This window comes from Lentzea terrae, assembly GCF_003265345.1.
In the GTDB taxonomy this organism is placed as follows: Bacteria; Actinomycetota; Actinomycetes; order Mycobacteriales; family Pseudonocardiaceae; genus Lentzea; species Lentzea terrae.
Window position 1 is genome coordinate 52,085 of the sequence record NZ_QFWW01000004.1, and the last position, 23,996, is coordinate 76,080.

At 68.1% G+C, this 23,996-nt stretch carries 26 protein-coding genes; 17 read left to right on the plus strand and 9 right to left on the minus strand.

All coding sequences use genetic code 11. From position 1 onward, the window contains the following. The first annotated feature begins 317 nt into the window (after window positions 1-317). The 7 genes from DI276_RS07015 (at window position 318) to DI276_RS07045 (ending at window position 4,423) form a co-directional block, all read left to right on the plus strand. A complete protein-coding gene (locus DI276_RS07015) occupies window positions 318-1,064 on the plus strand; it encodes an SAM-dependent methyltransferase (protein WP_112262462.1) in 747 nt (248 codons plus the stop codon). 125 nt (window positions 1,065-1,189) lie between these two features. Then, window positions 1,190-1,657 (plus strand): hypothetical protein, encoded by a 468-nt coding sequence (locus tag DI276_RS07020; RefSeq protein WP_157984566.1) that lies wholly within the window; start codon window positions 1,190-1,192, stop codon window positions 1,655-1,657. A gap of 25 nt (window positions 1,658-1,682) precedes the next feature. Next, window positions 1,683-2,054, plus strand: coding sequence for a peptidase inhibitor family I36 protein (locus tag DI276_RS07025; protein ID WP_112262464.1), 372 nt, complete (start codon window positions 1,683-1,685; stop codon window positions 2,052-2,054). A 109-nt stretch (window positions 2,055-2,163) separates the two neighbouring features. Continuing rightward, complete coding sequence (locus tag DI276_RS07030; RefSeq protein WP_112262465.1) at window positions 2,164-2,724, plus strand: DUF6232 family protein; 561 nt, start codon at window positions 2,164-2,166, stop codon at window positions 2,722-2,724. A 5-nt stretch (window positions 2,725-2,729) separates the two neighbouring features. Continuing rightward, window positions 2,730-3,056: a hypothetical protein gene (locus DI276_RS07035; protein WP_112262466.1), complete on the plus strand. Its 327-nt coding sequence runs from the start codon at window positions 2,730-2,732 to the stop codon at window positions 3,054-3,056. Window positions 3,057-3,246: 190 nt separating this feature from the next. Continuing rightward, window positions 3,247-4,074 (plus strand): SDR family NAD(P)-dependent oxidoreductase, encoded by an 828-nt coding sequence (locus DI276_RS07040; protein WP_112262467.1) that lies wholly within the window; start codon window positions 3,247-3,249, stop codon window positions 4,072-4,074. Window positions 4,075-4,096: 22 nt separating this feature from the next. Further along, complete coding sequence (locus tag DI276_RS07045) at window positions 4,097-4,423, plus strand: hypothetical protein (protein WP_112262468.1); 327 nt, start codon at window positions 4,097-4,099, stop codon at window positions 4,421-4,423. On the opposite strand, the gene DI276_RS07050 is transcribed toward DI276_RS07045, so the two are convergent. After that, a complete protein-coding gene (locus tag DI276_RS07050; RefSeq protein WP_112262469.1) occupies window positions 4,407-5,228 on the minus strand; it encodes a serine hydrolase domain-containing protein in 822 nt (273 codons plus the stop codon). The two genes, DI276_RS07045 and DI276_RS07050, sit on opposite strands and share 17 nt — an antisense overlap. Window positions 5,229-5,251: 23 nt before the next feature. Here DI276_RS07050 and DI276_RS07055 point away from each other — a divergent pair, with 23 nt between their 5' ends. Beyond that, window positions 5,252-6,163, plus strand: coding sequence for a ribonuclease Z (locus tag DI276_RS07055; RefSeq protein WP_112262470.1), 912 nt, complete (start codon window positions 5,252-5,254; stop codon window positions 6,161-6,163). On the opposite strand, the gene DI276_RS07060 is transcribed toward DI276_RS07055, so the two are convergent. Continuing rightward, window positions 6,108-6,965, minus strand: a complete 858-nt coding sequence (locus DI276_RS07060) for an NAD-dependent epimerase/dehydratase family protein (protein WP_112262471.1) — start codon at window positions 6,963-6,965, stop codon at window positions 6,108-6,110. The two genes, DI276_RS07055 and DI276_RS07060, sit on opposite strands and share 56 nt — an antisense overlap. A 66-nt stretch (window positions 6,966-7,031) precedes the next feature. Here DI276_RS07060 and DI276_RS07065 point away from each other — a divergent pair, with 66 nt between their 5' ends. Both DI276_RS07065 and DI276_RS07070 read left to right on the plus strand, forming a co-directional pair. Beyond that, window positions 7,032-7,238: a hypothetical protein gene (locus DI276_RS07065; RefSeq protein WP_112262472.1), complete on the plus strand. Its 207-nt coding sequence runs from the start codon at window positions 7,032-7,034 to the stop codon at window positions 7,236-7,238. Between the two features lie 148 nt (window positions 7,239-7,386). Then, window positions 7,387-8,817, plus strand: coding sequence for a hypothetical protein (locus DI276_RS07070; protein ID WP_112262473.1), 1,431 nt, complete (start codon window positions 7,387-7,389; stop codon window positions 8,815-8,817). On the opposite strand, the gene DI276_RS07075 is transcribed toward DI276_RS07070, so the two are convergent. Further along, entirely contained in the window at window positions 8,818-9,582 is a 765-nt protein-coding gene (locus tag DI276_RS07075; protein WP_112262474.1) for a hypothetical protein, read from the minus strand. Window positions 9,583-9,644: 62 nt separating this feature from the next. On the opposite strand from DI276_RS07075, the gene DI276_RS07080 reads away from it, so the two are divergent. Next, on the plus strand, window positions 9,645-10,850 hold the full coding sequence (locus DI276_RS07080) for a DNA cytosine methyltransferase (protein WP_232836502.1): 1,206 nt from the start codon (window positions 9,645-9,647) through the stop codon (window positions 10,848-10,850). Window positions 10,851-11,156: 306 nt separating this feature from the next. Continuing rightward, complete coding sequence (locus tag DI276_RS07085) at window positions 11,157-12,368, plus strand: thioester domain-containing protein (protein ID WP_112262476.1); 1,212 nt, start codon at window positions 11,157-11,159, stop codon at window positions 12,366-12,368. A gap of 78 nt (window positions 12,369-12,446) precedes the next feature. On the opposite strand, the gene DI276_RS07090 is transcribed toward DI276_RS07085, so the two are convergent. Next, window positions 12,447-13,772, minus strand: a complete 1,326-nt coding sequence (locus tag DI276_RS07090; protein WP_232836503.1) for a BNR-4 repeat-containing protein — start codon at window positions 13,770-13,772, stop codon at window positions 12,447-12,449. Between the two features lie 188 nt (window positions 13,773-13,960). Between DI276_RS07090 and DI276_RS07095 the strand changes: the two genes are divergently transcribed. The 4 genes from DI276_RS07095 to DI276_RS07110 all read left to right on the plus strand — a co-directional run bounded on the left by DI276_RS07095 (window position 13,961) and on the right by DI276_RS07110 (window position 15,862). Beyond that, the gene (locus DI276_RS07095; protein ID WP_112262478.1) at window positions 13,961-14,131 is read left to right on the plus strand and encodes an antitoxin; all 171 of its coding nucleotides are present in this window, start codon (window positions 13,961-13,963) and stop codon (window positions 14,129-14,131) included. Then, the gene (locus tag DI276_RS07100; protein ID WP_232836504.1) at window positions 14,132-14,776 is read left to right on the plus strand and encodes a putative glycolipid-binding domain-containing protein; all 645 of its coding nucleotides are present in this window, start codon (window positions 14,132-14,134) and stop codon (window positions 14,774-14,776) included. 83 nt (window positions 14,777-14,859) lie between these two features. Then, a complete protein-coding gene (locus tag DI276_RS07105) occupies window positions 14,860-15,690 on the plus strand; it encodes a helix-turn-helix domain-containing protein (RefSeq protein ID WP_112262480.1) in 831 nt (276 codons plus the stop codon). Window positions 15,691-15,703: 13 nt separating this feature from the next. Next, window positions 15,704-15,862: a DUF397 domain-containing protein gene (locus tag DI276_RS07110; protein ID WP_112262481.1), complete on the plus strand. Its 159-nt coding sequence runs from the start codon at window positions 15,704-15,706 to the stop codon at window positions 15,860-15,862. On the opposite strand, the gene DI276_RS07115 is transcribed toward DI276_RS07110, so the two are convergent. Both DI276_RS07115 and DI276_RS07120 read right to left on the minus strand, forming a co-directional pair. Then, window positions 15,846-17,960: a S9 family peptidase gene (locus DI276_RS07115; RefSeq protein ID WP_112262482.1), complete on the minus strand. Its 2,115-nt coding sequence runs from the start codon at window positions 17,958-17,960 to the stop codon at window positions 15,846-15,848. The genes DI276_RS07110 and DI276_RS07115 overlap by 17 nt on opposite strands. Window positions 17,961-17,986: 26 nt before the next feature. Beyond that, entirely contained in the window at window positions 17,987-18,592 is a 606-nt protein-coding gene (locus tag DI276_RS07120; protein ID WP_112262483.1) for a DUF4097 family beta strand repeat-containing protein, read from the minus strand. A gap of 197 nt (window positions 18,593-18,789) precedes the next feature. On the opposite strand from DI276_RS07120, the gene DI276_RS07125 reads away from it, so the two are divergent. Then, a complete protein-coding gene (locus DI276_RS07125; RefSeq protein ID WP_112262484.1) occupies window positions 18,790-19,503 on the plus strand; it encodes a GbsR/MarR family transcriptional regulator in 714 nt (237 codons plus the stop codon). Here DI276_RS07125 and DI276_RS07130 read toward each other — a convergent pair. Genes DI276_RS07130 through DI276_RS07140 form a run of 3 tightly spaced genes read right to left on the minus strand, consistent with a single transcriptional unit; the run spans window position 19,500 to window position 23,991 of the window. After that, the gene (locus DI276_RS07130; protein WP_112262485.1) at window positions 19,500-20,684 is read right to left on the minus strand and encodes a thiolase family protein; all 1,185 of its coding nucleotides are present in this window, start codon (window positions 20,682-20,684) and stop codon (window positions 19,500-19,502) included. The two genes, DI276_RS07125 and DI276_RS07130, sit on opposite strands and share 4 nt — an antisense overlap. An 18-nt stretch (window positions 20,685-20,702) precedes the next feature. Then, window positions 20,703-22,421: a hypothetical protein gene (locus DI276_RS07135; RefSeq protein ID WP_112262486.1), complete on the minus strand. Its 1,719-nt coding sequence runs from the start codon at window positions 22,419-22,421 to the stop codon at window positions 20,703-20,705. Window positions 22,422-22,440: 19 nt separating this feature from the next. After that, window positions 22,441-23,991, minus strand: a complete 1,551-nt coding sequence (locus DI276_RS07140; RefSeq protein ID WP_112262487.1) for a fibronectin type III domain-containing protein — start codon at window positions 23,989-23,991, stop codon at window positions 22,441-22,443. Between the last annotated feature and the right edge of the window lie 5 nt (window positions 23,992-23,996).

The following is a 23,996-nucleotide window of genomic DNA, read 5'->3' on the forward strand; positions in this document are numbered from 1 at the left end:
TGCCGTCTGACCTGGATAGATACGGATTCGGCGGACTGAGCCGGACGCAGAATCACGTAACTGGAATAACTACGGATCAGAAGGTTACAGGTTCGAATCCTGTCGAGCGCGCTGCTCAGAGGCCCGGTACCGGTTGGTACCGGGCCTCTGTGTCTCATTTTGGGTCTCACTTCTCCACGTGCTCGGCAGCGAGCCTCTGGTTTTCGTGTGCGCCAAGCCCAGCAATCAGGTACAGCCGGATTGCACCCTCGTAGTGGACGAATGGCACGGTCAATAAGCAGGCGCGCCACCTGGGCGAGGTGTGTTAGGCACGCGTTGTGGATCGACAAACACTCAGCGACCTGGCGCACGCGGATCACCCGATCGCAGCGCCCGTCAGCGATGTCATCGTGCTGGACCTCCTCGATCGGGCGATCCGCAGACCCGATGCCCACGTGCTCGACCTGGGCTGCGGTGAAGGCGCCTGGCTCCTGCGCGCGGTCCAGGCGCATGAGGGCGTCACGGCGACGGGCGTGGACATCTCCAGCGCGGGTTTCGACCGGACCCTGGCGGAAGCCGCCCGGCTGGGGGTCGGCGACCGGCTCGACCTGGTCCAGCAGGACGTGGCCGAGTACCGGTCGCCCCGCAAGGCGGACGTGGTGCTCAGCATCGGCGCCGCCTACGCGTTCGGTGAGCTGTTGCCCGCCCTCGCCGCCGCCCGCAGCCACCTCGCCGAGGACGGGGTGGTCCTGCTCGGCGACTGCTTCTGGGAACGCGAACCGGACCCGGCGGTCCGGGCGGAGTTGGAGGACGGCCCGCAGAAGTACGTCGACCTGGCCACGATGGTCGCCAGGGTCGTCGCGGACGGGTGGACGCCGGTGTACGGGCACGTGAGCACGTTGGCCGAGTGGGACGACTACCAGTGGAGTTGGACCGGCTCGCTGGCCGCCTGGGCGCTCGACCACCCCGACCACCCGGACCGCGAGCAGGCCCTGACCACCTCCGCCGCCCACCGCGACAGCTGGCTCAACGGCTACCGGGGCGTGCTCGGCTTCGTCACCCTCGTGCTCCGCCCAACGCCCTAGGCGCTGACCCCAGAGCTGCCACACGGTTGATCAGGAGTTGGTGTTCAGCTTCCAGCTGTCGACCGTGAACAAGCCCCTCGTGCGCTAGTTGTGGCACTGGGTTCGAGTCGCACTGGGGGAGTTTGATGCTGAAACGAACAGTCGCGCTTGCGGCCGTGCTGGGGCTGTCTGCGGCGGGGTTGCTGGTGGCCGGTCCTGTGGCGACGGCCACGACGAAGCCGTCGGTCCGTGTCGCCTGCACTGACGGCGTGAATCCGACGCAGCTGCCCGGGCCGACCACGAAGAGGTCGGTACCGGGCCCGGTCGGTTCGGTCGTGGAACTGCGGTACAGCAGCAACCACTGCGCATGGGGGCGGGTGCGCAACGTTGCTTGCGGGTTCGACTGCGGGGACGCGGTGTGGGTCGACCGGGCGGTCAACCGGACCGAGGCGAACAACGGGCGTTGGGAAGGGCTGCTCGGCTGGTCGCTGGTCAATCCCGGCGAGAAGAGCCAGTTCAGCCTGGCCTACAACGACAACGGGCCGATCATGCGCGCCTGTGCGCAGATCTACGGCGGAGCGGGCAGGGAAATCCGCTGCACGGACTGGTACTGAGGCCTTTCCAGCAAAGGAGCTGCAAATGAAGAAGGTGCTTGTCGCGCTGTCGACGACTGCGTTGCTCGGCGCCGGCGTGGCCGCGCCCGCGCCCGCGAACGCAGACGCTTATTGCCCCAAGGGATCGATCTGCCTGTTCGACGACTTCTACTTCAAGGGGGACAAGTTCCGGGCGTGGAAATGCGGCGTCATCTACAACGTCGGGGCCGAATGGGGTTCGGACAAGGTTCGTTCGTACAAGAACCTGCAGACCGGCAACGTCACGGCGACCTTCTACGACTGGAGCGGGTCCGAGTGGGAGGTGCTCGGCTACTCCCGGGCCGTCCAGATCGTGCAGGTGGCGCCAACCCTGTACCACTCCGTCCCGCGTGGTGTTGACGGCGTCAAGCCCTGCTGACGGACACCGAGGATCGCCCGCTGAACCCAGCGGGCGATCCTTCGGTTGTATCTCCATCGGGCCCGTAACCATCTGCTGAGTAGTGACGACTACCAGGCGGGAGGTGGCCATGGCGCAGTCGCAGGTCGGAGAGATCCGCATCAGCAAGCGCGTGGTTCGCATCGGTCACCAGGCCTACCCGCTCGCGAACATCTCGCGCGTCCAGACCTTGCGGCTCGTCTGGCGCGGCCGCTGGACCACCTGGTACCCGATCGGCGAGATCATCGTGCTGTGCGCGCTGGCACTGGGTGTTGCCGCGGCGGCGCAGAACCTGCGCTTCGACCGGGACCTGATCGGCCAGGTCAGCATCGTGCTGATCGTCCTGATCGCGGTCCGCGTGGCGTTCATGCTCTGCGTCTTCGTCTACCGCCTGGTGTTCCGCCGCCGCCGGTTCGCGCTGATGCTGGAGACCGCGGGCACCCAGTACACCGCGCTCTCGGGCACCGACCTGGGGGAGCTTCGCCGCATCGAAGGCGAGATCGTCGGCGCCATCGAGGACCCGCCGGACCGCGAGTACACCGTCCAGGTCCACGGCGACCTCGTGATGGGCAACAAGGAAGGCAACCGCTTCAACAACTTCGGCCGCATCGGCGACATCGGCGGCGACCTCACCGTCGGCGACAAGGGGTGAATGCCATGTCCGGCAACGTCTTCCACAACTCCGGCTCCATCGGGAACATCGGGGGCGACCTGACTGTCGGCAACAAGACCGTGGGCAGCGCCGACCTCGACGCGGCTGTCGCCGAACTGCGGTCGTTCATCGCGGAGCTGACCCGCAACGGTGCCGTCACCGCCGACGGGACGGTGCGCGACCCGGCTGCCGTCGTCGCCGCCGTGCAGGAACAGCCGAGCCGGTTCAAGGCGCTCGCGCGGGCGATCGGCGCGGGTGCCAAGGACGCGGTGCTGTCCGTCGTGCAGGGCGGTGTGGCAGCGATGATCGTGGCGTTGATCGCCGCACTGTGATCGAGAGTCGCTCGGTTTTCTACTGCTGACGAGGGCGGCGATCAATCGATTCCACAGTGGTTGATCTGCGAAAAGAGGTTTGAACGAACGGGCAACCGGTCGTCGCAAGACGTACACCGTTCGGCGCGGGCACCAGCCATTCACCGACGTGATTGACCGCTCGGTGAGCGCCCTTGGCCACACTCGCAGTATGGCGATTCTGGTGGGTAAGGCCGTGGTGATCACCGGGGCCGGGCAGGGGTTGGGGCGGGCGTTCGCCATCCACGCGGCGCAGAACGGGGCCGCCGTGGTGATCAACGACGTGGACGAGCCGCTGGCCGGAGAGGTCGCCGAGCTCATCACCCGCAACAGCGGCAAGGCGGTCGTCAGCGCCGGCAGCGTCACGGACCCCGACCAGGCCCAGGCCGTGGTCGACACCTGCACGGCGGCGTTCGGCCGGATCGACGGGCTCGTCAACAACGCCGGCATCAGGTACCAGGCGAGAATCGGCCAGGACAGTCCAGCCAAAATGCGCGAGCTCATCGAGGTCAACGTCCTAGGCACGCTGTACTGCACCAACGCGGCCGTGCAGAGCATGCGGCGCGGATCGATCGTCAACCTCGGCTCGGTCGCGATGGTCGGGCAGCCGACGGCGCTCACCTACTCGGCGTCCAAAGGGGCCGTCGCGAGCATCACGGCCGGTGCGGCGAACGAACTCCAGGACAAGGGGATCAGGGTCAACGCCGTGTGCCCGATCGCCGAGACGCGCATGGCCCGGGCCGACACCAAGGCCGCGCCCAGTGGGCCGCCGGAGACGATCGCGCCGCTGGTCACGTACCTGCTCAGCGATCGTGCCGCGAAGATCACCGGGCAGCTCATCCGGTTCGCCAACGGGCGGTTGCACGTCATGGGGCAGACGAGTCCCAAGGAGCCTGTGATCGAGCGCGAGCGGTGGGACGTCGAGGACATCGCCGAGGCCTTCGAGGAAAAGCTCCAGCCCGAGGACCCCGCATGGGTGCGTTGGGGTGTCGAAAGGTGACGCGACGAGGCAGAGTTGCCGTGTGGACCAGCGGGAGATCATGCAGCGGGCGCTCGGCGTCCTGACGCTCACCTACGACGCCGACGAGTCGGGCGACTACCTGCGCACCGCCCTCAAGACGTTGCAGGAGGGCGTGTTCAGCTACGAGGTCAGGGTCGACGGCGATTTGAACGAGGCCGGTGCGCAGGCCCTCAAGCAGGCCATGGACCAGGTGCTCGGGCAGTTCGGGTGGTTCACCGCCGGGCTGCTCTACGCCTTCCGCGGGGTCGCGCAGGCGTACGAGAACGACTGCGAGGACGCCGACGTGAAGGAGCTCCTCCGGAAACTGGCCCTCAAGCTCGCTGACTGACCAGTTCCGCGCGGACGCCGTCGGAGAACGGCGTCCACGCCTCGACCGCCCACGGCCCGAAACGCAGATCCGTCAAAGCGACGCAGGCAGCGGAAATGTCCGGATCGACCCACAGGAACGTGCCGGACTGCCCGAAGTGGCCAAAAGTGGCAGGTGAATGCGAAAGTCCGGTCCAGTGCGGCGACTTGCCGTCCCGGATTTCGAAGCCGAGACCCCAGTCGTTCGGCTTCTGCATGCCGTAACCAGGCAGAACGCCGTTCAGGCCGGGAAAAACGACCGAAGTCGCCTCGCGCACCAACTCAAGAGAAACCAGCTTCGGCGACAACAGTTCAGCCGCAAAAACAGCCAAATCCGCAGCACACGACTCAGCGCCGGCGCCGGCCGAACCGACCAGAGCAGAAGAATTCATCCCGAGAGGCGCGAAAACCGCCTCGTGCAGATAAGTCGCGAACGGCATCTCGCAAGCCGAGCCCACAAAAGCAGCCAGCACGTCGAAGCCCGCGTTCGAGTAGATCCGCCTGGTGCCCGGCGCGGCCTGCACCTCGGGCTTGTCGAACGCGTACCCGGCGGTGTGCGCGATCAGGTGCCGAACCGTGGCACCGGGAGGCCCGGCCGGCTGGTCCCACTCGACCGCGCCCTCCTCGACGGCCACCAGCACCGCGTAGGCGGTCAGCAGCTTCGTCACGGACGCCAGCGGGAACACGCGCTGCTGATCGCCCAACGAGCCCACGACCGACCCGCCCGACACGACGGCCACCGCGACGTTCGAGGCGGGCCACGACGCCGCCGCTTCCACGCTCTGCATGGGACAGACGTTAACGTTTCAGGGTGACAGTCCGGGAACTGATCGTCCTGGGAACGGCCAGCCAGGTTCCCACGCGCCAGCGCAACCACAACGGCTATCTGCTGAGGTGGGACGGCGAGGGCTTCCTCTTCGACCCCGGCGACGGCTCCCAGCGCCAGCTGCTGCGGTCGGGCGCGGCTGCGAGCGACATCACCCGGATCTGCATCACGCACTTCCACGGCGACCACTGCCTCGGCGTGCCGGGCATCGTCCAGCGGTTGTCCCTGGACCGCGTCCCGCACACCGTCCACGCCCACTACCCGCGGTCCGGCACCCACTTCTTCGAACGCCTCCGCTACGCCAGCGCCTTCTACGACGCCGCGGACATCAAGGAAGAGCCCGTCACCGAAGACGGCCTGATCGCGGAAGGCAAGTTCGGCCGGCTTGAGGCGTACCGGCTCGACCACGGCATCGACAGCTTCGGCTACCGCCTGATCGAACCCGACGGCCACCGCATGCTCCCGGAAAAGCTCCAGCAGCACGGCATCCAAGGCCCGCAGGTCCGCGTCCTCCAGCAACAGGGCGAGCTCAACGGCGTGCAGCTCGAAGACGTCAGCGAACCCCGCAAGGGCCAGAAGTTCGCCTTCGTCATGGACACGCGCATGTGCGACAACGTCTACGAGCTCGCCGACCAGGTGGACCTGCTGGTGATCGAGTCGACCTACCTCGCCCGCGACACCAAGCTCGCCGGCGACCACGGCCACCTCACCGCCCAGCAGGCCGCCCGCGTCGCCCAGGACTGCAAGGTCCGCAAGCTGGTGCTCACGCACTTCTCCCAGCGCTACGAGGACCCGGCCGAGTTCCACGCCGAAGCGGCGAGCGAGTTCGACGGCGAGATCGTCATCGCGCGGGACCTGGACCGGGTGCCGGTGCCGAAGCGCTCCACTGGTCCTTGACGATGTCGACGAGCGCCGAGTGCGAGGGCTCCCAGCCGAGCGCCCGCAACCGCGTCACGTCCGCCTGCAGCACTGGCACCTCACCGGGATGCGCGGGCCGCCACGTCACGTCCACGGCGCGCCCCGAGACGTCCTCCACCGTCCGGAGAACGTCCCGGACGGACGCCGGCGTGGCGCCGACGTTGTAGACCGACGACGAGCCCACCGCGCAGGCCTCCAGCGCCACCACGAACGCCGAGGCAACGTCCCGCACGTGCACGAAGTCGCGCACGGCCGTCCCGTCGCCGTAGACGTCCATTCCGGAAACAGTCCCGGCGGCCGCCGCCACGGCACGGGTGATCACCCGACTGGTGTCGGTGTCACCGCCTCCAGCGACGTTGAACAAACGCAGCGTGGTCGCGCCGATCCGCCCGGACCGCGCCGCCCACGCCACAAGATCTTCAGCCGCGGCCTTGGACGCCGCGTACGGCGAAGCGGGTTCGCGGACCGACGACTCGGTCAGCGGGTCAGCGGACGGCCGGTAGACCGCCGCAGTCGAGGCGAAGAGGAATCGCTGCCCCTCCAACGCCTTCAGCAGATTCAGGGTGCCGCCCACGTGCACCGCGTAGTACGAAAGTGGATCTTCGAACGACTCCCGCACGCGGGCGGTACCGGCCAGATGGATCACCGCGTCTGCGTCGATCGGACCGAACGGCTCGGAGAGGCGCTGACGGGACAAAATCGGTTCATGCCCGTGAACCCGCAGCTCACGCACCACGGCACGGCCGACATAGCCAGTGGCACCGGTCACCAGAACTCGCACAAGTTGACCCTAAAGGTCCACCCGCACTGCGCCGATAACACACGAGTGAGTTACCCCCATCGCGCTGTGCACACAAGCATCGCCGGACTCCTGCACGACGTCGCCGTGCACGAGTTCAAGCGGCAGGAGTTCCTGCGCAACGTGGCCGAGATCGTGGGAGTCGCACCCGCGCCCGGTCCCGCAGAGCTCACCGCACCGCTGTCGGCGGTCAACCCCAAGCGCAGCTTCCTGAACCGCGTTGACCAGGTACTTCGGGACGCGGCCCGCGCCTAGCGCGCCACGAGATCAGCGCCTGTCCCAAGATTCATCCGGCCGTTGCCGGACCGTGCTTCGACACACATACCGGGTGGCTCTACGCTACGCGTCACCCGGCGATCGCCGGTCGCATCCTTCTGCTTCTTCTCAAAGCGGGTTCTCGGCGATGGATCATGTCTTCGCAGCGCTCAACGAGCGCTTGGGCGGGTTGTTCGGTGACCGGTTGGTCGTGCTGGCCGGTGGCACGCGTTTGGCGAAACGTGCGCATGAGCTTCATGCGCTCGGTGCCCGCCATACGCTCGTGCTCGATACCGACGACCATGCCCCGCTGCATGATTCGGAGATCGCCCGCTGGGTGTCGCTGGGCATCAAGGGCGGCTTCGTCGCCGTCGAACAGCGCCGCCTCGGCAAGCTGCTGAGCAAGCCGTCCGAAGAGGTCCGCGAGATCCTCGAGGACTTCGACGCGAACGCCGAAGCCCTCGTGATCAGCACGCCCTACAACGAGATCGGCACCTTCCAGGGCCGTCCCGTGCTCAACGCGCGTGAGCGCAAGTGGGTCGAGTTGGAGAACAAGACCACCATCGACGCGCTGTGGGACGAGCTCAGTGCCCGCCGCGCGCCCGCGATGGTGTTCGACCTCGACTTCGAACGCCTCTGGGGCGCCTCGGAGATCCTCGACCGCGGCGCCGGCGTCGTGTGGTCCGGCGACGGCCCCGCGATCAACGGCGGTGCCAACTTCGTGCGCCGCGTGCGGACGTACGAGGAGGCCAAGGAGGCCTTCGACGTGCTCGCCCCCAAGTGCGAGCAGGTGCGCGTGATGCCGTTCCTGGAAGGCATTCCGGTGAGCGTGCACGGCATCGTGTTCCCCGACGGCACCGCGGTGCTGCGTCCGATCGAGATGGTCGTGCCGCGCCGCCAGGGCCAGGCCAAGTTCCTCTACGCGGGCTGCGCGTCCTACTACGACCCGCCCGTGTGGATCCGCGACGAGATGCGCAACCTGGCCCGCCGCGTCGGCGAGCACCTGCGCGAGACCGTCGGCTATCGCGGCACGTTCACGCTGGACGGCATCGCGACCGAGGACGGTTTCCTGCCGACCGAGATCAACACCCGCTACGGCGGCGCGATGGTGTGCTTCGAGGACGCGGTCCCCAGCCTGCCGCTCGCGCTCGTCCAGGTCGCCCTGGTCGCCGGGTGGGACCTCGGCATCTCCTCCATGCAGTTCGAGGAGATGGTCCTGCAGGCAGCGGACAACCTGCGTTCGGGTGCGGTGGGCGCCAACGTGCGCGCCGTGCAGCCGACCCAGGTCGACGAGCGCCGCGTGATCTTCACCGGCTGGGCGTGCCGGCTGGCGCACCCGGACGAGCCCGCGCACGCGACGCTGCGGCTGAGCCCGTCGCCGATCGGCGGCCGCCTCGACCTCGACCTGCATCGCGAGAACATGCCCGTCGGCGCGCCCGTGGCGGCGCTGACGGTCGCGGCGTTCGCGCTGGCGGACCAGGAGTGGGGGACGGGCCTCGGTGCCCTCGAGCCCGCGATCGCCGTCGAGGACGAGGCTCAGGTCGAGCAGGAATACATCGAGGAAGCGGTCATCGCATAGTCACCAGGCGCCCTCGTCGCCGTACGCGGAGATGAGGGCGAACCGGTAGCCCATCAAGGCTGCGGCGACCTCGCGCGGCTGGTGCGCCGGCCGCACCAGCCCCTCGCCGAGCACCTTCGGCCGGGGCAGGTCCACGCCCAGTAACTCGGGCGACCGCTTCAGCAGCGCCACGGCGATCTCGGCCGCGTCGGCGAGCATCTCCTCGCCCGGCAGCTCGACCATGTCCTGCACCAGGCCCAGGACGAACGCGGGCAGCTTCTCCGGCACCGCGCACGCCAGCGCCACGAGGCACGCCACGCGTTCGGACGCCAGCGCCTCGAAGATCTTCGGCGCGCCCTGGGCGACGGCGTGCCGGGTCTGCGTCAACCAGTCCGGGGCGGTGCGGGGAAGCTCCCGGCCGAGCGCGTTCCACCGGCGGTGCGTGCGCCGGCCGTCCTCGGTGAAGCCCTTGCCCGCCAACGCCATGGCGGCCAGCAGGAAGATCACCCGGTCGCGCACGTCGCCGGCGACCTTGTACGAGGCGCCCAACTCCACGAGGTACGGCACGGCGCAGAACGACGCCTCCGAGACCGTGTCGTCGGTCAGCAGCCGGTCCGCCAACGAGCTGACGGCGTCCAGGCGCACGTCGGCGCTGGGGTCCATGAGGGAGCGGAGCAGGTGCGGCAACCGACCGGCGCCACCACGGCCGTCGTAGACCTCGACCCAGGAAATCCTGTCGAGTCCACGCAACGGGTCCGGCCGTTGCCAGGCACGCGGCAGCTCCATAAGGCGGAAAGGTACGGGATGTCAGGGAAGGCTCCTCGGAGCCTCGCCCGTACGATCTCGTGGTGTCCTTCTCGGTGGCCGACATCTTCTCGGGTGCGGGCGGCATGAGCTTCGGCTTCCACGCCCACCGCGACTTCCGGGTCGTCGGTGCCGCCGACGCGCAGATCGGCAAGCCGTCGAGTCGCTTGGGTTCGTTGCGCTGCAACGACACGTACCGCGCGAACATCGGCGTCGACCCGTTGGAGGTCGACCTCTCGAAGGTGTCGCCGTCGGCGTTGCGCGAGGTCTGGGGCCTGCAACGCGGTGAGCTCGACGTGCTGCTCGCGTGCCCGCCGTGCTCCGGTTTCAGCCGCATCACCGCCCAGAACCACCTGCGCGACGACCCGCGGAACTCGTTGGTCGGCCGAATCGCGGTCTACGCGGAGGAGCTGCGCCCGAAGGTCGTGCTCGTCGAGAACGCCCGCGAGCTCGTCAAGGGCAAGCAGCGCCACCACTTCGACAGCCTGGCCGAAGAACTCACCCGAATCGGTTACTCGGTCGCGGGCGGCACGCACATGCTGTCCAAGTTCGGCCTGCCGCAGCTGCGCGAGCGAACGCTGATGGTGGCCGTAGACGCGGGTCTGCCGCTGCTCACTCTGGACGACCTGTGGGACGGCCGGATCGTTCGCCCGTCCGCCATCACGGTCCGGCGCGCGATCGGCAAGCTGCCCCGGATCGAGGCCGGCCTGGCCGACCCGGACGACCCCATTCACGTGTCGCCGACGTTTTCACAGGACCGCAGTCTGGAACGAATGCGGGCAATTCCCGCTAACGGTGGTTCGTGGGCGGATCTGCTCAGGTCACCGGAGACCGCGCAGTTGTTGAATCCGGCACAACACAAGATCGTCGAACAGCAGAACTGGGGTTCGCACCCGGACGTCTACGGGCGAATGTGGTGGGACGAACCGGCGCGCACGATCAAGCGCGAATGCGGCCACGTCGGCAACGGCCGTTACGCCCATCCGGAGCAACATCGTCTCTGCACGGTCCGGGAGATGGCGCTGCTGCAGGGCTTTCCGCGCCAGTTCCGGTTCGACGTGTCGATTCTCGGCAACGCCTACCGGCACGTCGGCGATGCCGTCCCACCGCTCATCGCCTACCAGCTGGCCGGGCTCACCCGATGGATTTTCACCGGCCGGCGCCCGGAGCCCCGCGAGATGTGCCTGCGCGGCACTTCGCTGCGGCCGGGGGACATTCGACCGGTCGAAGTTACCGAATTGGTTGCCTGAGTCCTGAACCGTTGCTGCTGGTCATACGTAGCAAACGCGCCGACAGATAACTGTTCGGCAACGAATCTAACGTCACCTGACAAATCGAATGCATCTCGGGCCTATCCACTGTGGACACCCTGAGTAGCTTTTTGCTGGTCACAGCCAGTTTGTAGCATCCTTATACCTCACTCCATCGGGTGTAACTCGATCGGATACTGTCCGCTCGCTTCCTGTCGGTTCAGTGTCGATGTCGACGTGCCGACCGTCCCGACGGGCGACTGACTTCCACCGCGTTCGGGCTAACTTCAGCGAGCAAGGAGACCCATGGCTTCCCGGTTGAGGATCGGCGCAGCGCTGCTGGGCGCCGCCGCACTCATGTCGATGTCGACTCTCGGGGCGTCCGCCGACGTGATCGTCGAGCCGGACCGCAAGACCCCGAGCAAGTCGGGCCACAACGTCTTTTTCGTGAAGGACGGCAAGACCAAGTTCGACACCTCGCTGATCCCGCTCGTGGTCAACGACAACGGCGAGATCGAGAAGGTCTTCGCGTACTGCGTCGAGCTGCCGACCCTTCTCAAGGACAAGGTCCCCCTCAAGGAAGCCCCCTGGGGCAAGCACCCCGGCGAGAAAACCCAGTTCAACGACCCGGAGAACGCGGGCAAGGTCCTCTGGATCCTGACCAACTCGTACCCGGTCCTGGACGAGAAGGCCTTCCAGAAGAAGTGGGGCGACCAGTTCGACGAGCGCGAGATGATCGGCGCCACGCAGGCCGCGATCTGGCACTTCAGTGACGGCATGAAGCTGGACGAGGGCAAGCAGAACAAGGAAAACGCGGACGTCACCACGCTCTACAAGAAGTTCGTCGAGCAGGCCAAGAACGAGGGCCAGCAGGTCACGCCGACGATGGAGATCGAGCCGGAGAGCAAGTCCGGCAAGGCGGGCGAGAAGATCGGCCCGTACAAGGTCACCACGACCGCGTCCGAGGTCAAGCTGACCGCGAAGCTTCCCACGGGCGTCACGATCACCGACGCCAAGGGCAACCCGCTCGCCGTCCAGAACGACGGCGACAAGGTGCAGGCCAAGGCCGCCGTGGGCGAGAAGGTCACCGAGTTCTTCGTCAACGTGCCGGCCGGCGCCGACAAGGGCGAGGCGACGATGAACGTCTCCGCCGAGGCCGTCCTGCAGGCCGGTCGCCTCTTCGTGGCCCAGGACTCCAACCAGAAGACGCAGTCGCTGGTCATCGCGAAGAACTCCAAGGTCAAGGTCGACAAGGACGCCAAGGCCGACTGGACCGTGAACGTGCAGCCGTCCGAGCCGAGCACGCCGCCGTCGTCGTCGACGCCGCCGTCCTCCGCCACGCCGTCGACCACGCCTCCGACCACCACCACGTCGCCGGCCGCCCCGGCTCCGGGTGGCGGTGAGGACCTGGCTTCGACCGGTGCCTCGATCCTGTGGCCGCTGCTCGGCGGTCTGGTGCTCGTCGGTGCCGGTGTCGGTGCCCTCTTCATCGTGCGCCGCAAGAAGGCCGGCGCCTGATAAGCAGTAGCACCACCTAGACGAACGCCCCCAGGGTCCGCGCCGGTCCTGGGGGCGTTTGCCGTTTCTGCGAGTGATTTACCGGCGGCTGATGCCCGCCACGCTGATGTCGCCGTCAGCGATGGAGACGTCCCGCTGCGAGGACGCGCCGGAGAAGATCGCCCGTGCGGGATCGCGGAAGTTCTCCACGACCTCGACGCGCTGCACCGGCTTGGCCGTCGGGATCACGGCCTCCGGCGTCCACGTGCGGCCGAACCGCACCAGGAAGGTCTGCACGTTCGGCTTGCCGTCCTCGGTGGCGTACACGCGCCAGGTGAACGGGCCGATGGGCTCCATCTCACGCGTGCGCAGTCCACGTGCGACTTCCTTGGTCTCCCAGGTGCGACCGTTCCAGACGGACATGTAGTTGCGCAGCGGCCCCTTGTCCGGGTCGCCCATGAACCACAACAGGAACGGCTTGTCGAAGTTGGTGCCCACCAGCTGGATGTAGTCGGGGGACTTCACGCCGTTCGGCACGGTCAGCGGGGTCTCCGCGACCTTCAGGTGCGTCTCCTGGTCGGCGTCGTCGATCTGGGTGCCCAGGTCCTTGCCGGCCGCCGAGTAGAAGTGCCGGTTCCGCGGGTCGAACCACGTGTAGTAGATGTTGCGGTGGTAGCGGTCGTGCAGATGTCCTTCCGTGCCACCACCCGCGAGCGTGTACACGATCCGCACGCGGCCGTTGTCCTCCTGCCGCAGCTGACCGATGTAGATCTCGTTCATGTTGTCGGCCCGGGACGTCGACCCGATCGCGAACCGGTCGCCGGTCAGTTCCGTGGAGGTCTTCCACGTCTTGCCGTTGTCCTTGGACATCACGTAGAGCATCGGGCGCGTGTCCGTCGGGAACGAGGGATCGAGATCGCGGGACGTCTCGCGGTAGAAGACGTAGATCGTGCCGTCGCGCGTGACGAACGGCATCGGGTACGTGGCCGCGTTCTTCGAAATCAGCGTCTCTTCCCAGACCCCGTCCACCGAGTGCGGCTGCGGCGAACGGGACATGCGCAGCTCGACGTTGTGCATGCCGCGGAAGATCAGCAGATGCCCGTCTTTGGCCTGCACCATGGTCGGGTAGTTGTGCGCGTCCTTGTCTCCGTCCGCTACCCGGTTGGGCGCGGACCAGGTGGCCTTGCGGTGGTCGTACGACTGGACGTAGCTGTCCTCGTACTGACCGGCCCACGAGATGAAGGTCTTGCCGACCTTGCGGTCGTAGACCCCACCCGCGACGGGCCGCCGGTCGCTGCGGGCCGCGACGTTCGTGGCCGTGTTCGTCACCGTGAACTTCGCTTTGCCCAGGTCAGCGCCCTGACTGTCGGCTGTGGCATGGGCCGACGGGGCCGCGACGAGCGGCAACAGCAGTACTGCGGACATAACTCCACGCAGGAGCCGTGTCATGTGGCGTGTCCTCCTGGTTCTGGCCGCGACGGCGGCCGACCAGGCGGCGGCGGGGTCATCATCCGGGTCGCCCAGCCGACTTGTCCAGGCGGAGTTAGCGTGATCGCGGCTATCACCACGCGGGGCCCGCTCGGGTACCCTGCGTCAGGAGCGGAGGAGCACCGATGAACTTCGACGAGATCAAGAACAAGGCCATGGACCTCGCTGAAGAGCACCACGACCAGGTCGACAAGGGCGTGGACGCTGCGGCGGACTTCATCGCCGGCAAGTTCGGTCACGAAGAGCAGGTCGACTCGGTTGCCGAGAAGATCAAGGACATCCTTCCAGGTGGATGAGTGAACTCCTCTACGAACGCCACTGACGCAGGGCGGGTCACCTCGACCGGGGAGACCCGCTCTCCTTCTGCCCGCCGGCCAGAAATGATCACCTGGCAGGGCATCCACGAGCCGCGGCTGGAGCAGGTCCGCCTGCTCCTTTCGAGCGACCAACGCCTGCGCGCGTCCGGTCGCATGGTCGCCGCCGGCCCCGACGAGCAGTTCAACGCCTCCTTCGAGGTCTCCGTGGGCGAGAGCGGCCAGGTCAACCGGCTGCTGCTCCGCACGGCGACGGTTCTCGAGGAGCGCCAGTGCTCCTTGTCGCGGACCGAGGACGGCGCCTGGCTCGTCGACCACGGCCAGGGCGCCAAGCGCGAGACGTTCAACGACGCCCTCGACGTGGACGTCCAGTTCGCCGTCCTGTTCAACACCATCCCGATCAGGCGCCTGAACCTGCACCGCGAGCCGGGCGAGCACTCGCTGCCCGTCGTGTGGGTGTCGCTGCCCGAACTCACGGTCAAGGTCGTCACGCAGACCTACAAGACCGTGTCCGTCGGCGACGACGTCTCGGTGGTGCGGTTCAAGAGCGGCGGGTTCGAGCAGAACATCAAGGTCGACCAGAACGGCCTCGTCGTCGAGTACCCGTTGATCTCCAAGCGGATTTAGAAGGCGTCCAAGAAGTACTTCCTTCGTGGCGAGTCGCATCCAAACGATGGAAGTTGTTGCGCGGCGCCTTCTAGCGTCCTGGCATGCCGAAACGAACTTCGAGCGTGGTGGGGCGCTCGTTCGGTGATGGCGTCCGCGACGCCATCCAGCGCTCGGGGATGACCCAGCGCCGACTCGCTGAGCGACTCGACTGGGAAGAGGCCAAGGTTTCGGACCTCGTCAAGGGCAAGGGCGGGGTCACCGAGGTCGAGCTCGCCCTGTTGCTCGGGCTCTGCGGCGTCGAGCCGAACGAGGCAAAGCGCCTGCTCATGCTCTACAGAGAGACCCGCGAGAAGGGCTATCTCGTCTTCCCCGAGGACGGGATCCCGGACGAGGTGCGCTCGTTGATCGAGCAGGAGCGCCTCGCCAACAAGATCACCGTGTGGTCGATGAACGTGATCCCGGGCCCGTTGCAGATCCCGGCCTACATCCGCGCTCTCCTCGCGCGATCAGTCCGAGCCAAAACGGTGAACGCCGAGGAGATCGTCGCTGCGAAGACCGAGCGGCAAAGGATCTTCCACTACAGCAGGGAGTTCGTCTTCTACCTCCACGAGCAGGCGCTCCGGCTGCCGGTAGGAGGCCCCGAGGTGATGCGAGACCAGCTGCTCCATCTCCTGGCGATGGCCAATCGGAAGTACATCAGCGTGCGGGTCGTGCCGACCGCGTTCGGGGCACACGCAGGTCTGTCCGGCTCTTTCCGCCTGCTCAACTATGAGAAGTACGAGCCTGTCGTGTTCACCGAAACGGAGAACACCAGCCTGTTCGTGGAGGACAAGGCGTCTCTTGCCACCTACGTCGGCGTGCTCGAACTGCTCGACCACCAAGCGTTGGATGCGGAAGAATCGAAGGGGCTGATCACCAGCATCATGGCTTGAGGAGGCCCTCGGCATGTCGACGTGGCGCAAGAGCAGCTACAGCCCGGTGGACAACTGTGTCGAGGTTGGTCGTGGCGTCGGCATCCGGGACAGCAAGGCGCCGACCACGCACCTGCCCCTCTCGGACAAGTCGTGGTCGGCGTTCCTCACTCAGATCAAAAAATCTCGCTGAGCAGCTCGGGCCCGATCGGGATGGGCGCGGGGCGGTAAGCCGGCGGCTCCACCCCCATCAGCGAGCGCACCAGGAAGTCCCAGCAGCGCGTCCGCACGTACGACAGGCAGTCGAGGAACATGTGCTCGGCTCCCGGCACGATGAGCATCTCGAAGTCCTTCCCCGCCGCGATGAGCCGGGCCGCCAGCCGCAACGTGTGGTCCGGGTGCACCTGGTCGTCCATCTCGCCGTGGATGAGCAGCAGCTTGCCCTCCAACCGGTCGGCCATCTCGACGTTCGAGGAGCGGGCGTAGGCCTCGGGGTTCGCAGCGCCGTCGTAGGTCTCGATGAAGCCCATGTTGAAGAACCGGGCGTCGTGCCAGCCGGAAAGTGAAGCTCCGGCCTTGTACGTCTCGGGCTGGGTCAGCAGGGCCCGCATGGTGGCGAATCCGCCGCCCGAGTGCCCAAGCGCGCCCACTTGGGAGAGGTCCATCCACGGCCGGGAGGCAGCCAGTTGCTGAAGCGCGGCAACGTGGTCGTCGAGGCTGCCGGCATCGGCGACGCGGCCGTACGACGCGTCGTGGAAGGCCTTGCTGCGGCCCAGGGTGCCGCGGCCGTCGACCGCCATGACGACGAAACCGAGTGCTGCCAACGGTTCCGCGTCCATGCCCATGCCGCCGGGGTCGAAGCACGGCTCGACGCGGTTGGTCTGCGGGCCGGGGTAGATGGTGTCGACGATCGGGTAGCTGACGGACGGGTCGAACCCGCGCGGCTTGTAGAGCACGCCGTAGATGTCCGTCACCCCGTCGGCTGCCTTGACGCAGAAGCGTTCCGGTGCTGTCCAACCGACTGCGAGCAGCCGGCTGATGTCGGCGCGTTCCACCTCGACCAGCACGCGGCCGGACCAGTCGCGCACCGAAGTCACCGGCGCGGTGTCCACAGTGGACGCCGAGTCGACGAAGTACGAACCGTTCGGGGACACGGTGACGATGTGGTCGAGCGAGTCGTCGGTGATGCGCGTGAAACCGTTGCCGTCCAAGCCGACCGAGCAGACCGAGCGGCGGTACGGGTCTTCCGCCACTAGCCCGGAGGCCGTGAAGTAGACGACCCGCGCGGCCTCGTCGACGTGCAGGATCTGGCGCACCAGGAACTTGCCGGAGGTGACCTGGTTGAGCAACGCGCCGGTGGTCAGGTCGTAGCGGTAGAGGTGGCCCCAGCCGTCGCGCTGCGAGAACCACAGCACCTCGTTGCCCACCACGCGGACGATGGCCTGCTCGAAGATCCACTGGTTGGGCTCGACGCGGGTCTCGCCGGTCTCGCTGAGGACGACGGTCACCTCGCCGGTGATGGGGTCCATCCGGTTCAGCGAGAGGGTGTGCTGGTCGCGGCTGTGGCGCAGGAAGAACACTGCCGAGCTGTCGGGGGCCCACCACGCCCAGCCGGTCGCGATCGGCGAGACCTGGGGCGTGACCAGCGGTTCGGTCTGGGCGCGCACGACGGTGCCCGAGGCGACGTCGAGGACGACCAGTTCGGTCAGCGGGATGTGTTCGTCGCCTGCGTAGCCGTAGCGCTGGGTCCGCACGGAAGGGGCGCCGCCGGCTGCGGGTGCAGCTTCGATCAGGTGGGTCAGGCGGACGTTGCGCTCGTCGGTCTGGTGGGCCAGGACCTTGGTGGAGTCGGGGGACCAGGCCAGCAGCGGCGGCATGTGCGGCAGGCCGAACTTGTTCATCAGCGTCTTGAAGCCGTTGGAGTCCGGGCTGTAGCCGTAGCCGTAGTCGGGCTGGCCGTCGGTCGTCAGCGCCCACTCGTTCTCGCCGGATCGTGCCCACAGGTCCTGGCCGCGGCGCGACACCGCGACCTTGCCGTCCGGGGACGGGACCTCCAGCGGGTTGCCGGGGGCCGGGACGAACGGGGTGGGGTCGAAGCCGGGCTCGCGGGTGCCCGCCGCCGGGTCGACCAGCACGAACTGCTGGTCGGACCCGTCGCGCAGCGAGTACCAGAAGCGGGCGCCGCCGTCGATCCACTGCGGCCTGACCTTGTCGCCGACGACGAGTTCGCCGGGGCTGGCGGGACGACGGAGAAGCTTTTCGGCGGCCTGGTAGTTCTCGGTGGTGCTCAAGGTTTTCTCCCCAGTGGCAAAAGTGGTCAGAGGCTGCGAGCGGTGATGTCGCCGTAGGACGTGGTGGCGCGGATGGTCAGGTCCGGGGTGCCGTTGTTCTTGAGGGAGTTGTGGATCCGGCCGTAGGAGGTGCCGGCGTCCAGCGAGGCGGAGAGCCCGGCCGCGACACCGAGCGCGATGTCGCCCTTCTGGGTGCTGATCTCGGCGGAACCGGTGAGGCTGCCGACGTGCACGTCGCCGGCCTGGGTGGTGAGCCGGACCTGCGCGGCCTCGTCGATCTTGATGTCGCTCTGCGCGGCCTCGAAGGCGATGTCGCCGAGACGTCCGACGCCGCGGAACTCCGCGCAGGCCGCCTTGGCCTCGACGCGGGAACCGGCAGGCAGCTGGACGGTGATCTCGACCGAGCCGGACGAGCCGAGGATCTTGGTGCCCTTGGCGCCGTTGATCCGCAGGACGCCGTCGGCGAACTCGACGGTGATCTGCTCGGCGGCCTTCACGTCGCGGCTCTTGGAGGCGTCCGACGGGCGGACCTCGACGGCGGTGTCGGCACGGTCGGCGGCGATGAACTGGACCAGGCCGGCGGGGATGTCGAGGTTGGCGGTGATCGGGGCGGTGGTGGCGAACGTCTGCATCTCTGGCTCCTGCGACTTGGTGTTCTCGGTGTTTCTGATGAGCGAAAAGCTACGTTGCGTTCACGGAACTCAACAACAAGCTTCGTTGCGCAGAAGTCGCATATACGCAGGTGAACAGCGCAAAAGTGTTGCAATGGGGTTGAAATCTAACGCAACGATCATGGTCGGATGCGTTGCAATGAGCTAAGCTGAACGCTATGCCAGGAGGTCGACTCACCCAGCAGGAACGCCGCCAGATCGCCATCGGCCTGGCCGACGGCCTCGCCTACGCGGAAATAGCCAGAGGCCTCGACCGGCCCACCTCGACGATCACCCGCGAGGTGATGCGCAACGGCGGCCCCGCCGGCTACAAGGCCGATCTCGCCCACCTCGCCACCGAACACCGAGCCCAACGGCGCAAGCAGACGACGCCCAAGAGTCGGCAGGCGCCCGAGCGGGCCGACGGACGCGCCCTGGAGGCGGTGCGCGAGTTCGAGGAGGCCTTCTCCGGCATCTTCATCGGGCAGGGCCTGCCCAGGATGGCGGCCAGGGCGCTCGCCAGCCTCTACGCCACCGACTCCGGCAGTCTCACCGCGGCGGAACTGGTGGCGCACCTGGAAGTCAGTCCGGCGTCGGTCTCCAAAGCCATGGCATACCTGGAAAGCCAGGGACTGATCGGCCGCGTGCGCGACGAACGCCGCCGCGAGCGCTATGTCGTCGACGAGGGCGACATCTGGTACCAGTCGATGATCGCCAGCGCGGCCGGCACCACGCGGCTGGCCGAGGCCGCGCGGCACGGCTCCGGCGTCCTCGGCTCAGGCACGCAGGCCGCCACCCGGCTCGAGAACATCGCGCGGTTCCTCGACTTCGTGTCCGAGAGCATCGTCCGCGCCGCCGAACAGGCCCGCGACATCCTGCACCCGAAGGACTAGGCGCGCACAGCCACGGCCACACCTTGGCCGACGCCAACGCAAGCAGCCGCAATGCCAACGCCACCACCACGTGCGCGCAGGTGCCGTGCAACGTCGATGATCACGCGCGGCATCGAGGCGCCGAGCGGGTGCCCGTACGCGATGGCGCCGCCGTGGACGTTGACCTTCTCCCGGTCGATCTCCGGCAGGTGGTGCAGCACTGACAGCGCCATGGCGGCGAACGCTTCGTTGATCTCCCACAGGTCGATCTGCGCGGCCTCGAGATGCAGGCGCTTCAACAACTTCCGGATCGCCGACACCGGCGCGATCGTGAACCGGTGCGGCTCCTCACCGGTGGTCGCCGACCCCAGCACCTCGCCCAACGGCTCGACACCCAACTCCGCGGCCATGGCCTCCGTGCCCAGCAACGCGGCCAAAGCGCCGTCGTTCAACGGGGAAGCGTTGCCGGCGGTGACCGAGCCGTGCTCCGAGAACGCGGGCTTCAGCTTCGCGAGCTTGTCCGCGCTGGTGTCCGCGCGGACGTTCTCGTCGCGCCGCACCGCAGTCCCGTCCGGCAGCTGCACGCTGAACGCGAAGCCCTCGTGCACACCGGCGTCCCACGCAGCAGCAGCGCGCCGGTGGGAGCGCAACGCGAAGTGGTCCATCTCGGTGCGCGTGATGCCCAGCTCGTGCGCGACGTTTTCGGCGGCCAGCCCCAGCGGAACCGTGTAGTGCTTGGGCATCCGCGGGTTCACCAGCCGCCAGCCGAGCGCCGTCGACACGGTCTCCATGCGGTCGGGGAAGGCCTTGTCCGGCCGTGCCGTCACGAACGGCGCCCGCGACATCCCCTCCACGCCACCGGCCACGATCAGATCGGCGTCACCAGCGGCCAGTGCCCGCGCGGCCTGGATGATCGACTCACCGCCGGAAGCGCAGAGACGGTTCAAGGTCGCGCCCGGCACGGAGACCGGCAGGCCCGCCAGCAGCGCCGCCATCCGGGCGACGTTGCGGTTGTCCTCACCGGCGCCGTTCGCGTCACCGAGCAGCACGTCGTCGATGCGGGCCAGGTCCAGACCGGGGTAGCGGCGCAGCAGGTCGACGATCGGCAGCGCCGCGAGGTCGTCCACCCGGATGCCGGACAGACCTCCGCGGTACCTGCCGAACGGCGTACGGGCTGCGTCGAGGATCAGTGCGCGGGCCATGTGCCAATAGTGCGCCAATCAGGGCTTCAGCAGGAATGGAACGTAACCCGTTTCGGGGTGCACCTCTGAATCGGTGCTGAAGGCCCTGACCTCGACGGCGTGGGCACCGGACGCCAACGAGGCCGTGTTCAGTGAAATCCGCCACCGGCCCGCTGCACCAGGTCCGTCGGCCGTGGTGGGGACGGTCGCGATGTGGTTGCCGTCGAGCCTGATCTCGAACCCGGCGAGACCCGCGACAGCGGAGTCCAGGGCGTTGATGCGCACCTCCAGGACCACGCGACCCCGGTTGAACGCGGCGCCGTTCTCGATCGGCTGGCCGCTGGCGTCCAGTACCTCGGGAACCGGGTCGGCGAGCACGGGACGGGCGTCGACCAGGGGCGTGCCGGACTGGCGTTGCGGCGGGCTCTTCGGGCCGGTCAGCTCGATGTCGGTGTGCGTGACCTGGATGCGGTCCTGGGTCACCAGCTGGACGCTGACGTTGTCGGTGAAGGCCTCTTTGGGCAGGTCCGCGATGGCCGGGTACTCGGCGCCGGGCTTCCACGGCGTGCCCGGCACGGCGGCGCGCAACGGCACCTCCACGCCGTTGATCTTCACGGTTGCCAGGGGCGGGCTCTCCCGCGCCGGGATCAGGGCGATGCGCAGCTGGCCGGCGGTGACGTCCGGGATCGGGTAAGCGCTGCTCACAAGGCCGTCGATGCGGACCTGCGGAGTCGGCACGGCAGGCGGTGCGTCGGACTTCGCGGTCCGGTAGCCGATGAGGTCGACGCCGGCGCGGACCCGGTCGCCCGCGAGCGCCGCGACGCCGATCAACGCGGTCGCCTCGCGCCACTCCGGCACGAACGGCGACGTGGCGACGATCTCGCCGTCCCTGGTGACCTGTGTGCCTCTCGAAGTCAGCACGATCTCCCAGCGCACGGTCACGCCGGGCACCGCGGGCGGGATCGGCTTGGCCGCCGTGCCGTCCGGGACGAGCTCCACGATCGAGTTGCCGGAGACGTCGGTGGTGACGGTCGCGCGGATGGCCCCCGGCAGGACCGGGTCGCCCTGGACGCTGACCGGTCCGGGCACCAGGTCCAGCAGCAGCTTGCCGCCGGTGGACGGGGCGTCGGTCTCGATGACCAGGCGGCTTTCCTCGTCGCGGACGAACGGCGTGCGGGACCGCAACGTCACCGCGCGTGTGCCGCAGCTGCTGCTGATGACCAACCGGTCGTGGTCCTCTCCGTCGCCTGACGTGGCGCGGGCGCAGTCGGTGCGCTTGGCGAGCCGCCAGCGTTGGAGATCGGGCTCGTCGGCGCCGTCGAAGCGGTCGACGAACGTGTACGGGGCGTTGTCCGCGCGCGGAGTCGCCTTCGTGTGAGCGGGCTGGGAGCGTTGGCCGAACGAGTCGACCGCGCGGATCTCGACCTGCTGTTCGCGGTCGTTCGCCAGACCGTTGAGCTGGGTGCCCGGCCGCGTCACGAGCTTCATCCGGTCGCCCCACCGCACCTCGTAGGCGGGGGCGTCGCCGGACCAGTTGAGCTGGATCTTGTGGTGGCCGCCGCGCGCGACGACGTTGGCCGGTGTCGCCGGACGCCCCTGTGGGCTCGGCACCAGCACCTGCTCGGCCACGTACGGCTTGAGCTTCGTCGGCGGCGGGGGAGCGGTGGGCAACGTCGAGTCGCTCCCGTCGGTGTCCCGCAGGAGGATCACTCCCACCACCAACGCGAGGCCTGCGACAGCGAAGGCGACCCGCTTCATGCGAGTCACGCTAAGGCGTTCACCCCAGCTCGAACACGGTTTCCGTGGTAACGGGTTCGCCATCGTCCGCCGGAAGGACGCTCAGCTTGAGCCGAGCGTTCGACCCGAGGGCCAACTTCTTCACGTCGAGCCAGAACTCGTGCCTGCCGGGAACCGCCGCACCCTGCTCGTTGGTCGGCATCGAGACGATCCGCCTGCCGTCGAGCTCGAGCTCGATCCCGCGGTGCCCGATGGCGTTGATCTCCGCCGTGACGAGGATGCGGCCGCTGTGCGGGAGGCGCTGCGGGGGCTTGGCGCCGTCCTCGTGCATGACGTGCAGCCGCGGGCCGCCGGTCTTGATGCCGCCCGGTCGGTCCGCGAGCTTCGGCAGGGTGCCTGGCCGGCTCTCCGGCTTGCGGATGACCACGAGCTGGGCCGGGGGCGCCGCCACGATCTTCCCCGCGCGGACGGGCAGTTCGGTGACCCTGACCTGGTTGCCGGCCTCGGGCAGGACGATCTTGGCGGCCACCGCGTCCGTCGGCACCTCGGTGTCCGCGAGGATCGGGAAGACCTCGGTGGGCACGACCCGTTCCGGCACGCCGCCCACGCCGAACGCGTCGAGGAAGCCGCCGCTGTCGATCCGGATCCGCGGGTGGACCAGCGGTTCCTTGACGGCCACCGGTTCGTACGCGACGACGACGCCGTCTCTTAACGCCAGCACCGCGTCCGGCAGCACCCGCATCTCCCACCGGTGCCGCACGCCCGCGACGAGCCCGGTCAGCTGCGCGTCGCCGAGCTGGACCTGCTTGCCGGTGCGGGGGAGCTCGGGGTCGGCGACGATCCGCGTGCCCTGGGTCGTGATGTCGAGGCTCACCGCGCCGCGGGGCTCGACGTCGTTCTCCTTGAGGTACTGCCAGGGATCCGGCAGCAACGTCAGCCGGACGTGACTCGACTCGGCCGCTCCGGCGACGCTGATGACCGCCCGCCCGATCGCTCCGTCCGCGGCCGGCACGCCGAACCTCAGCGGTGTGTTCGACTGGAACGCGGCCATCGAGCAGTCGACGTCGACGCGCTTGCTCTGGCCGAACGGCCGCAGGCCCAGGCACTCCGGTTCCGCCTCGACCCGCCACTTCCGCGGCTCCAGCGCCTCAGGTCCGTCGAACCTGTCGAGCTGGCCGACGAGCTGGTCGTCCCACTTGTCGTTGTAGAGGTCCTTGGGCGTCGCGGCGATCATGAGCGGCTCCGACCGCTTGCCGGTCGCGCTGACCGCCCTGATCTCGACCTCGACCTGTTGTTCCGGGACCAGGCCGGGGATCTCGACCTCAGGGCCGGGGACGAGCTGCTCGTGGCCGTTCCACCGCACCTCGTACGCCGAAGCCGAGCCGTTCCACGCGATCTGCAGCGCGTCCGCGTCCAGCGCCTGAGTCCTCGCGTTCGTGGGCTTCGTGGGGACCTGCTGCTGCACGACCTCGACGCCGTCCTCGATCTCCCGCTTCAACGTGTCCGGTGCATCGCCCGCCCGGAGCGCCACGACGGCAGCGATGACGAGCGCAAGTCCACCGAGCCCACCGGCGAGCGTCCGTCGATCCACCCGGA

Excerpts from the sequence above, each read along its gene's own strand:
- DI276_RS07020 (WP_157984566.1), top strand. The coding sequence starts at position 1,190 with ATGCTGAAACGAACAGTCGCGCTTGCGGCCGTGCTGGGGCTGTCTGCG.
- DI276_RS07025 (WP_112262464.1), top strand. The coding sequence starts at position 1,683 with ATGAAGAAGGTGCTTGTCGCGCTGTCGACGACTGCGTTGCTCGGCGCC.
- DI276_RS07030 (WP_112262465.1), top strand. The coding sequence starts at position 2,164 with ATGGCGCAGTCGCAGGTCGGAGAGATCCGCATCAGCAAGCGCGTGGTT.
- DI276_RS07035 (WP_112262466.1), top strand. The coding sequence starts at position 2,730 with ATGTCCGGCAACGTCTTCCACAACTCCGGCTCCATCGGGAACATCGGG.
- DI276_RS07040 (WP_112262467.1), top strand. The coding sequence starts at position 3,247 with ATGGCGATTCTGGTGGGTAAGGCCGTGGTGATCACCGGGGCCGGGCAG.
- DI276_RS07050 (WP_112262469.1), bottom strand. The coding sequence starts at position 5,228 with ATGCAGAGCGTGGAAGCGGCGGCGTCGTGGCCCGCCTCGAACGTCGCG.
- DI276_RS07070 (WP_112262473.1), top strand. The coding sequence starts at position 7,387 with ATGGATCATGTCTTCGCAGCGCTCAACGAGCGCTTGGGCGGGTTGTTC.
- DI276_RS07075 (WP_112262474.1), bottom strand. The coding sequence starts at position 9,582 with ATGGAGCTGCCGCGTGCCTGGCAACGGCCGGACCCGTTGCGTGGACTC.
- DI276_RS07085 (WP_112262476.1), top strand. The coding sequence starts at position 11,157 with ATGGCTTCCCGGTTGAGGATCGGCGCAGCGCTGCTGGGCGCCGCCGCA.
- DI276_RS07090 (WP_232836503.1), bottom strand. The coding sequence starts at position 13,772 with ATGTCCGCAGTACTGCTGTTGCCGCTCGTCGCGGCCCCGTCGGCCCAT.
- DI276_RS07095 (WP_112262478.1), top strand. The coding sequence starts at position 13,961 with ATGAACTTCGACGAGATCAAGAACAAGGCCATGGACCTCGCTGAAGAG.
- DI276_RS07105 (WP_112262480.1), top strand. The coding sequence starts at position 14,860 with ATGCCGAAACGAACTTCGAGCGTGGTGGGGCGCTCGTTCGGTGATGGC.
- DI276_RS07110 (WP_112262481.1), top strand. The coding sequence starts at position 15,704 with ATGTCGACGTGGCGCAAGAGCAGCTACAGCCCGGTGGACAACTGTGTC.
- DI276_RS07120 (WP_112262483.1), bottom strand. The coding sequence starts at position 18,592 with ATGCAGACGTTCGCCACCACCGCCCCGATCACCGCCAACCTCGACATC.
- DI276_RS07125 (WP_112262484.1), top strand. The coding sequence starts at position 18,790 with ATGCCAGGAGGTCGACTCACCCAGCAGGAACGCCGCCAGATCGCCATC.
- DI276_RS07130 (WP_112262485.1), bottom strand. The coding sequence starts at position 20,684 with ATGGCCCGCGCACTGATCCTCGACGCAGCCCGTACGCCGTTCGGCAGG.
- DI276_RS07135 (WP_112262486.1), bottom strand. The coding sequence starts at position 22,421 with ATGAAGCGGGTCGCCTTCGCTGTCGCAGGCCTCGCGTTGGTGGTGGGA.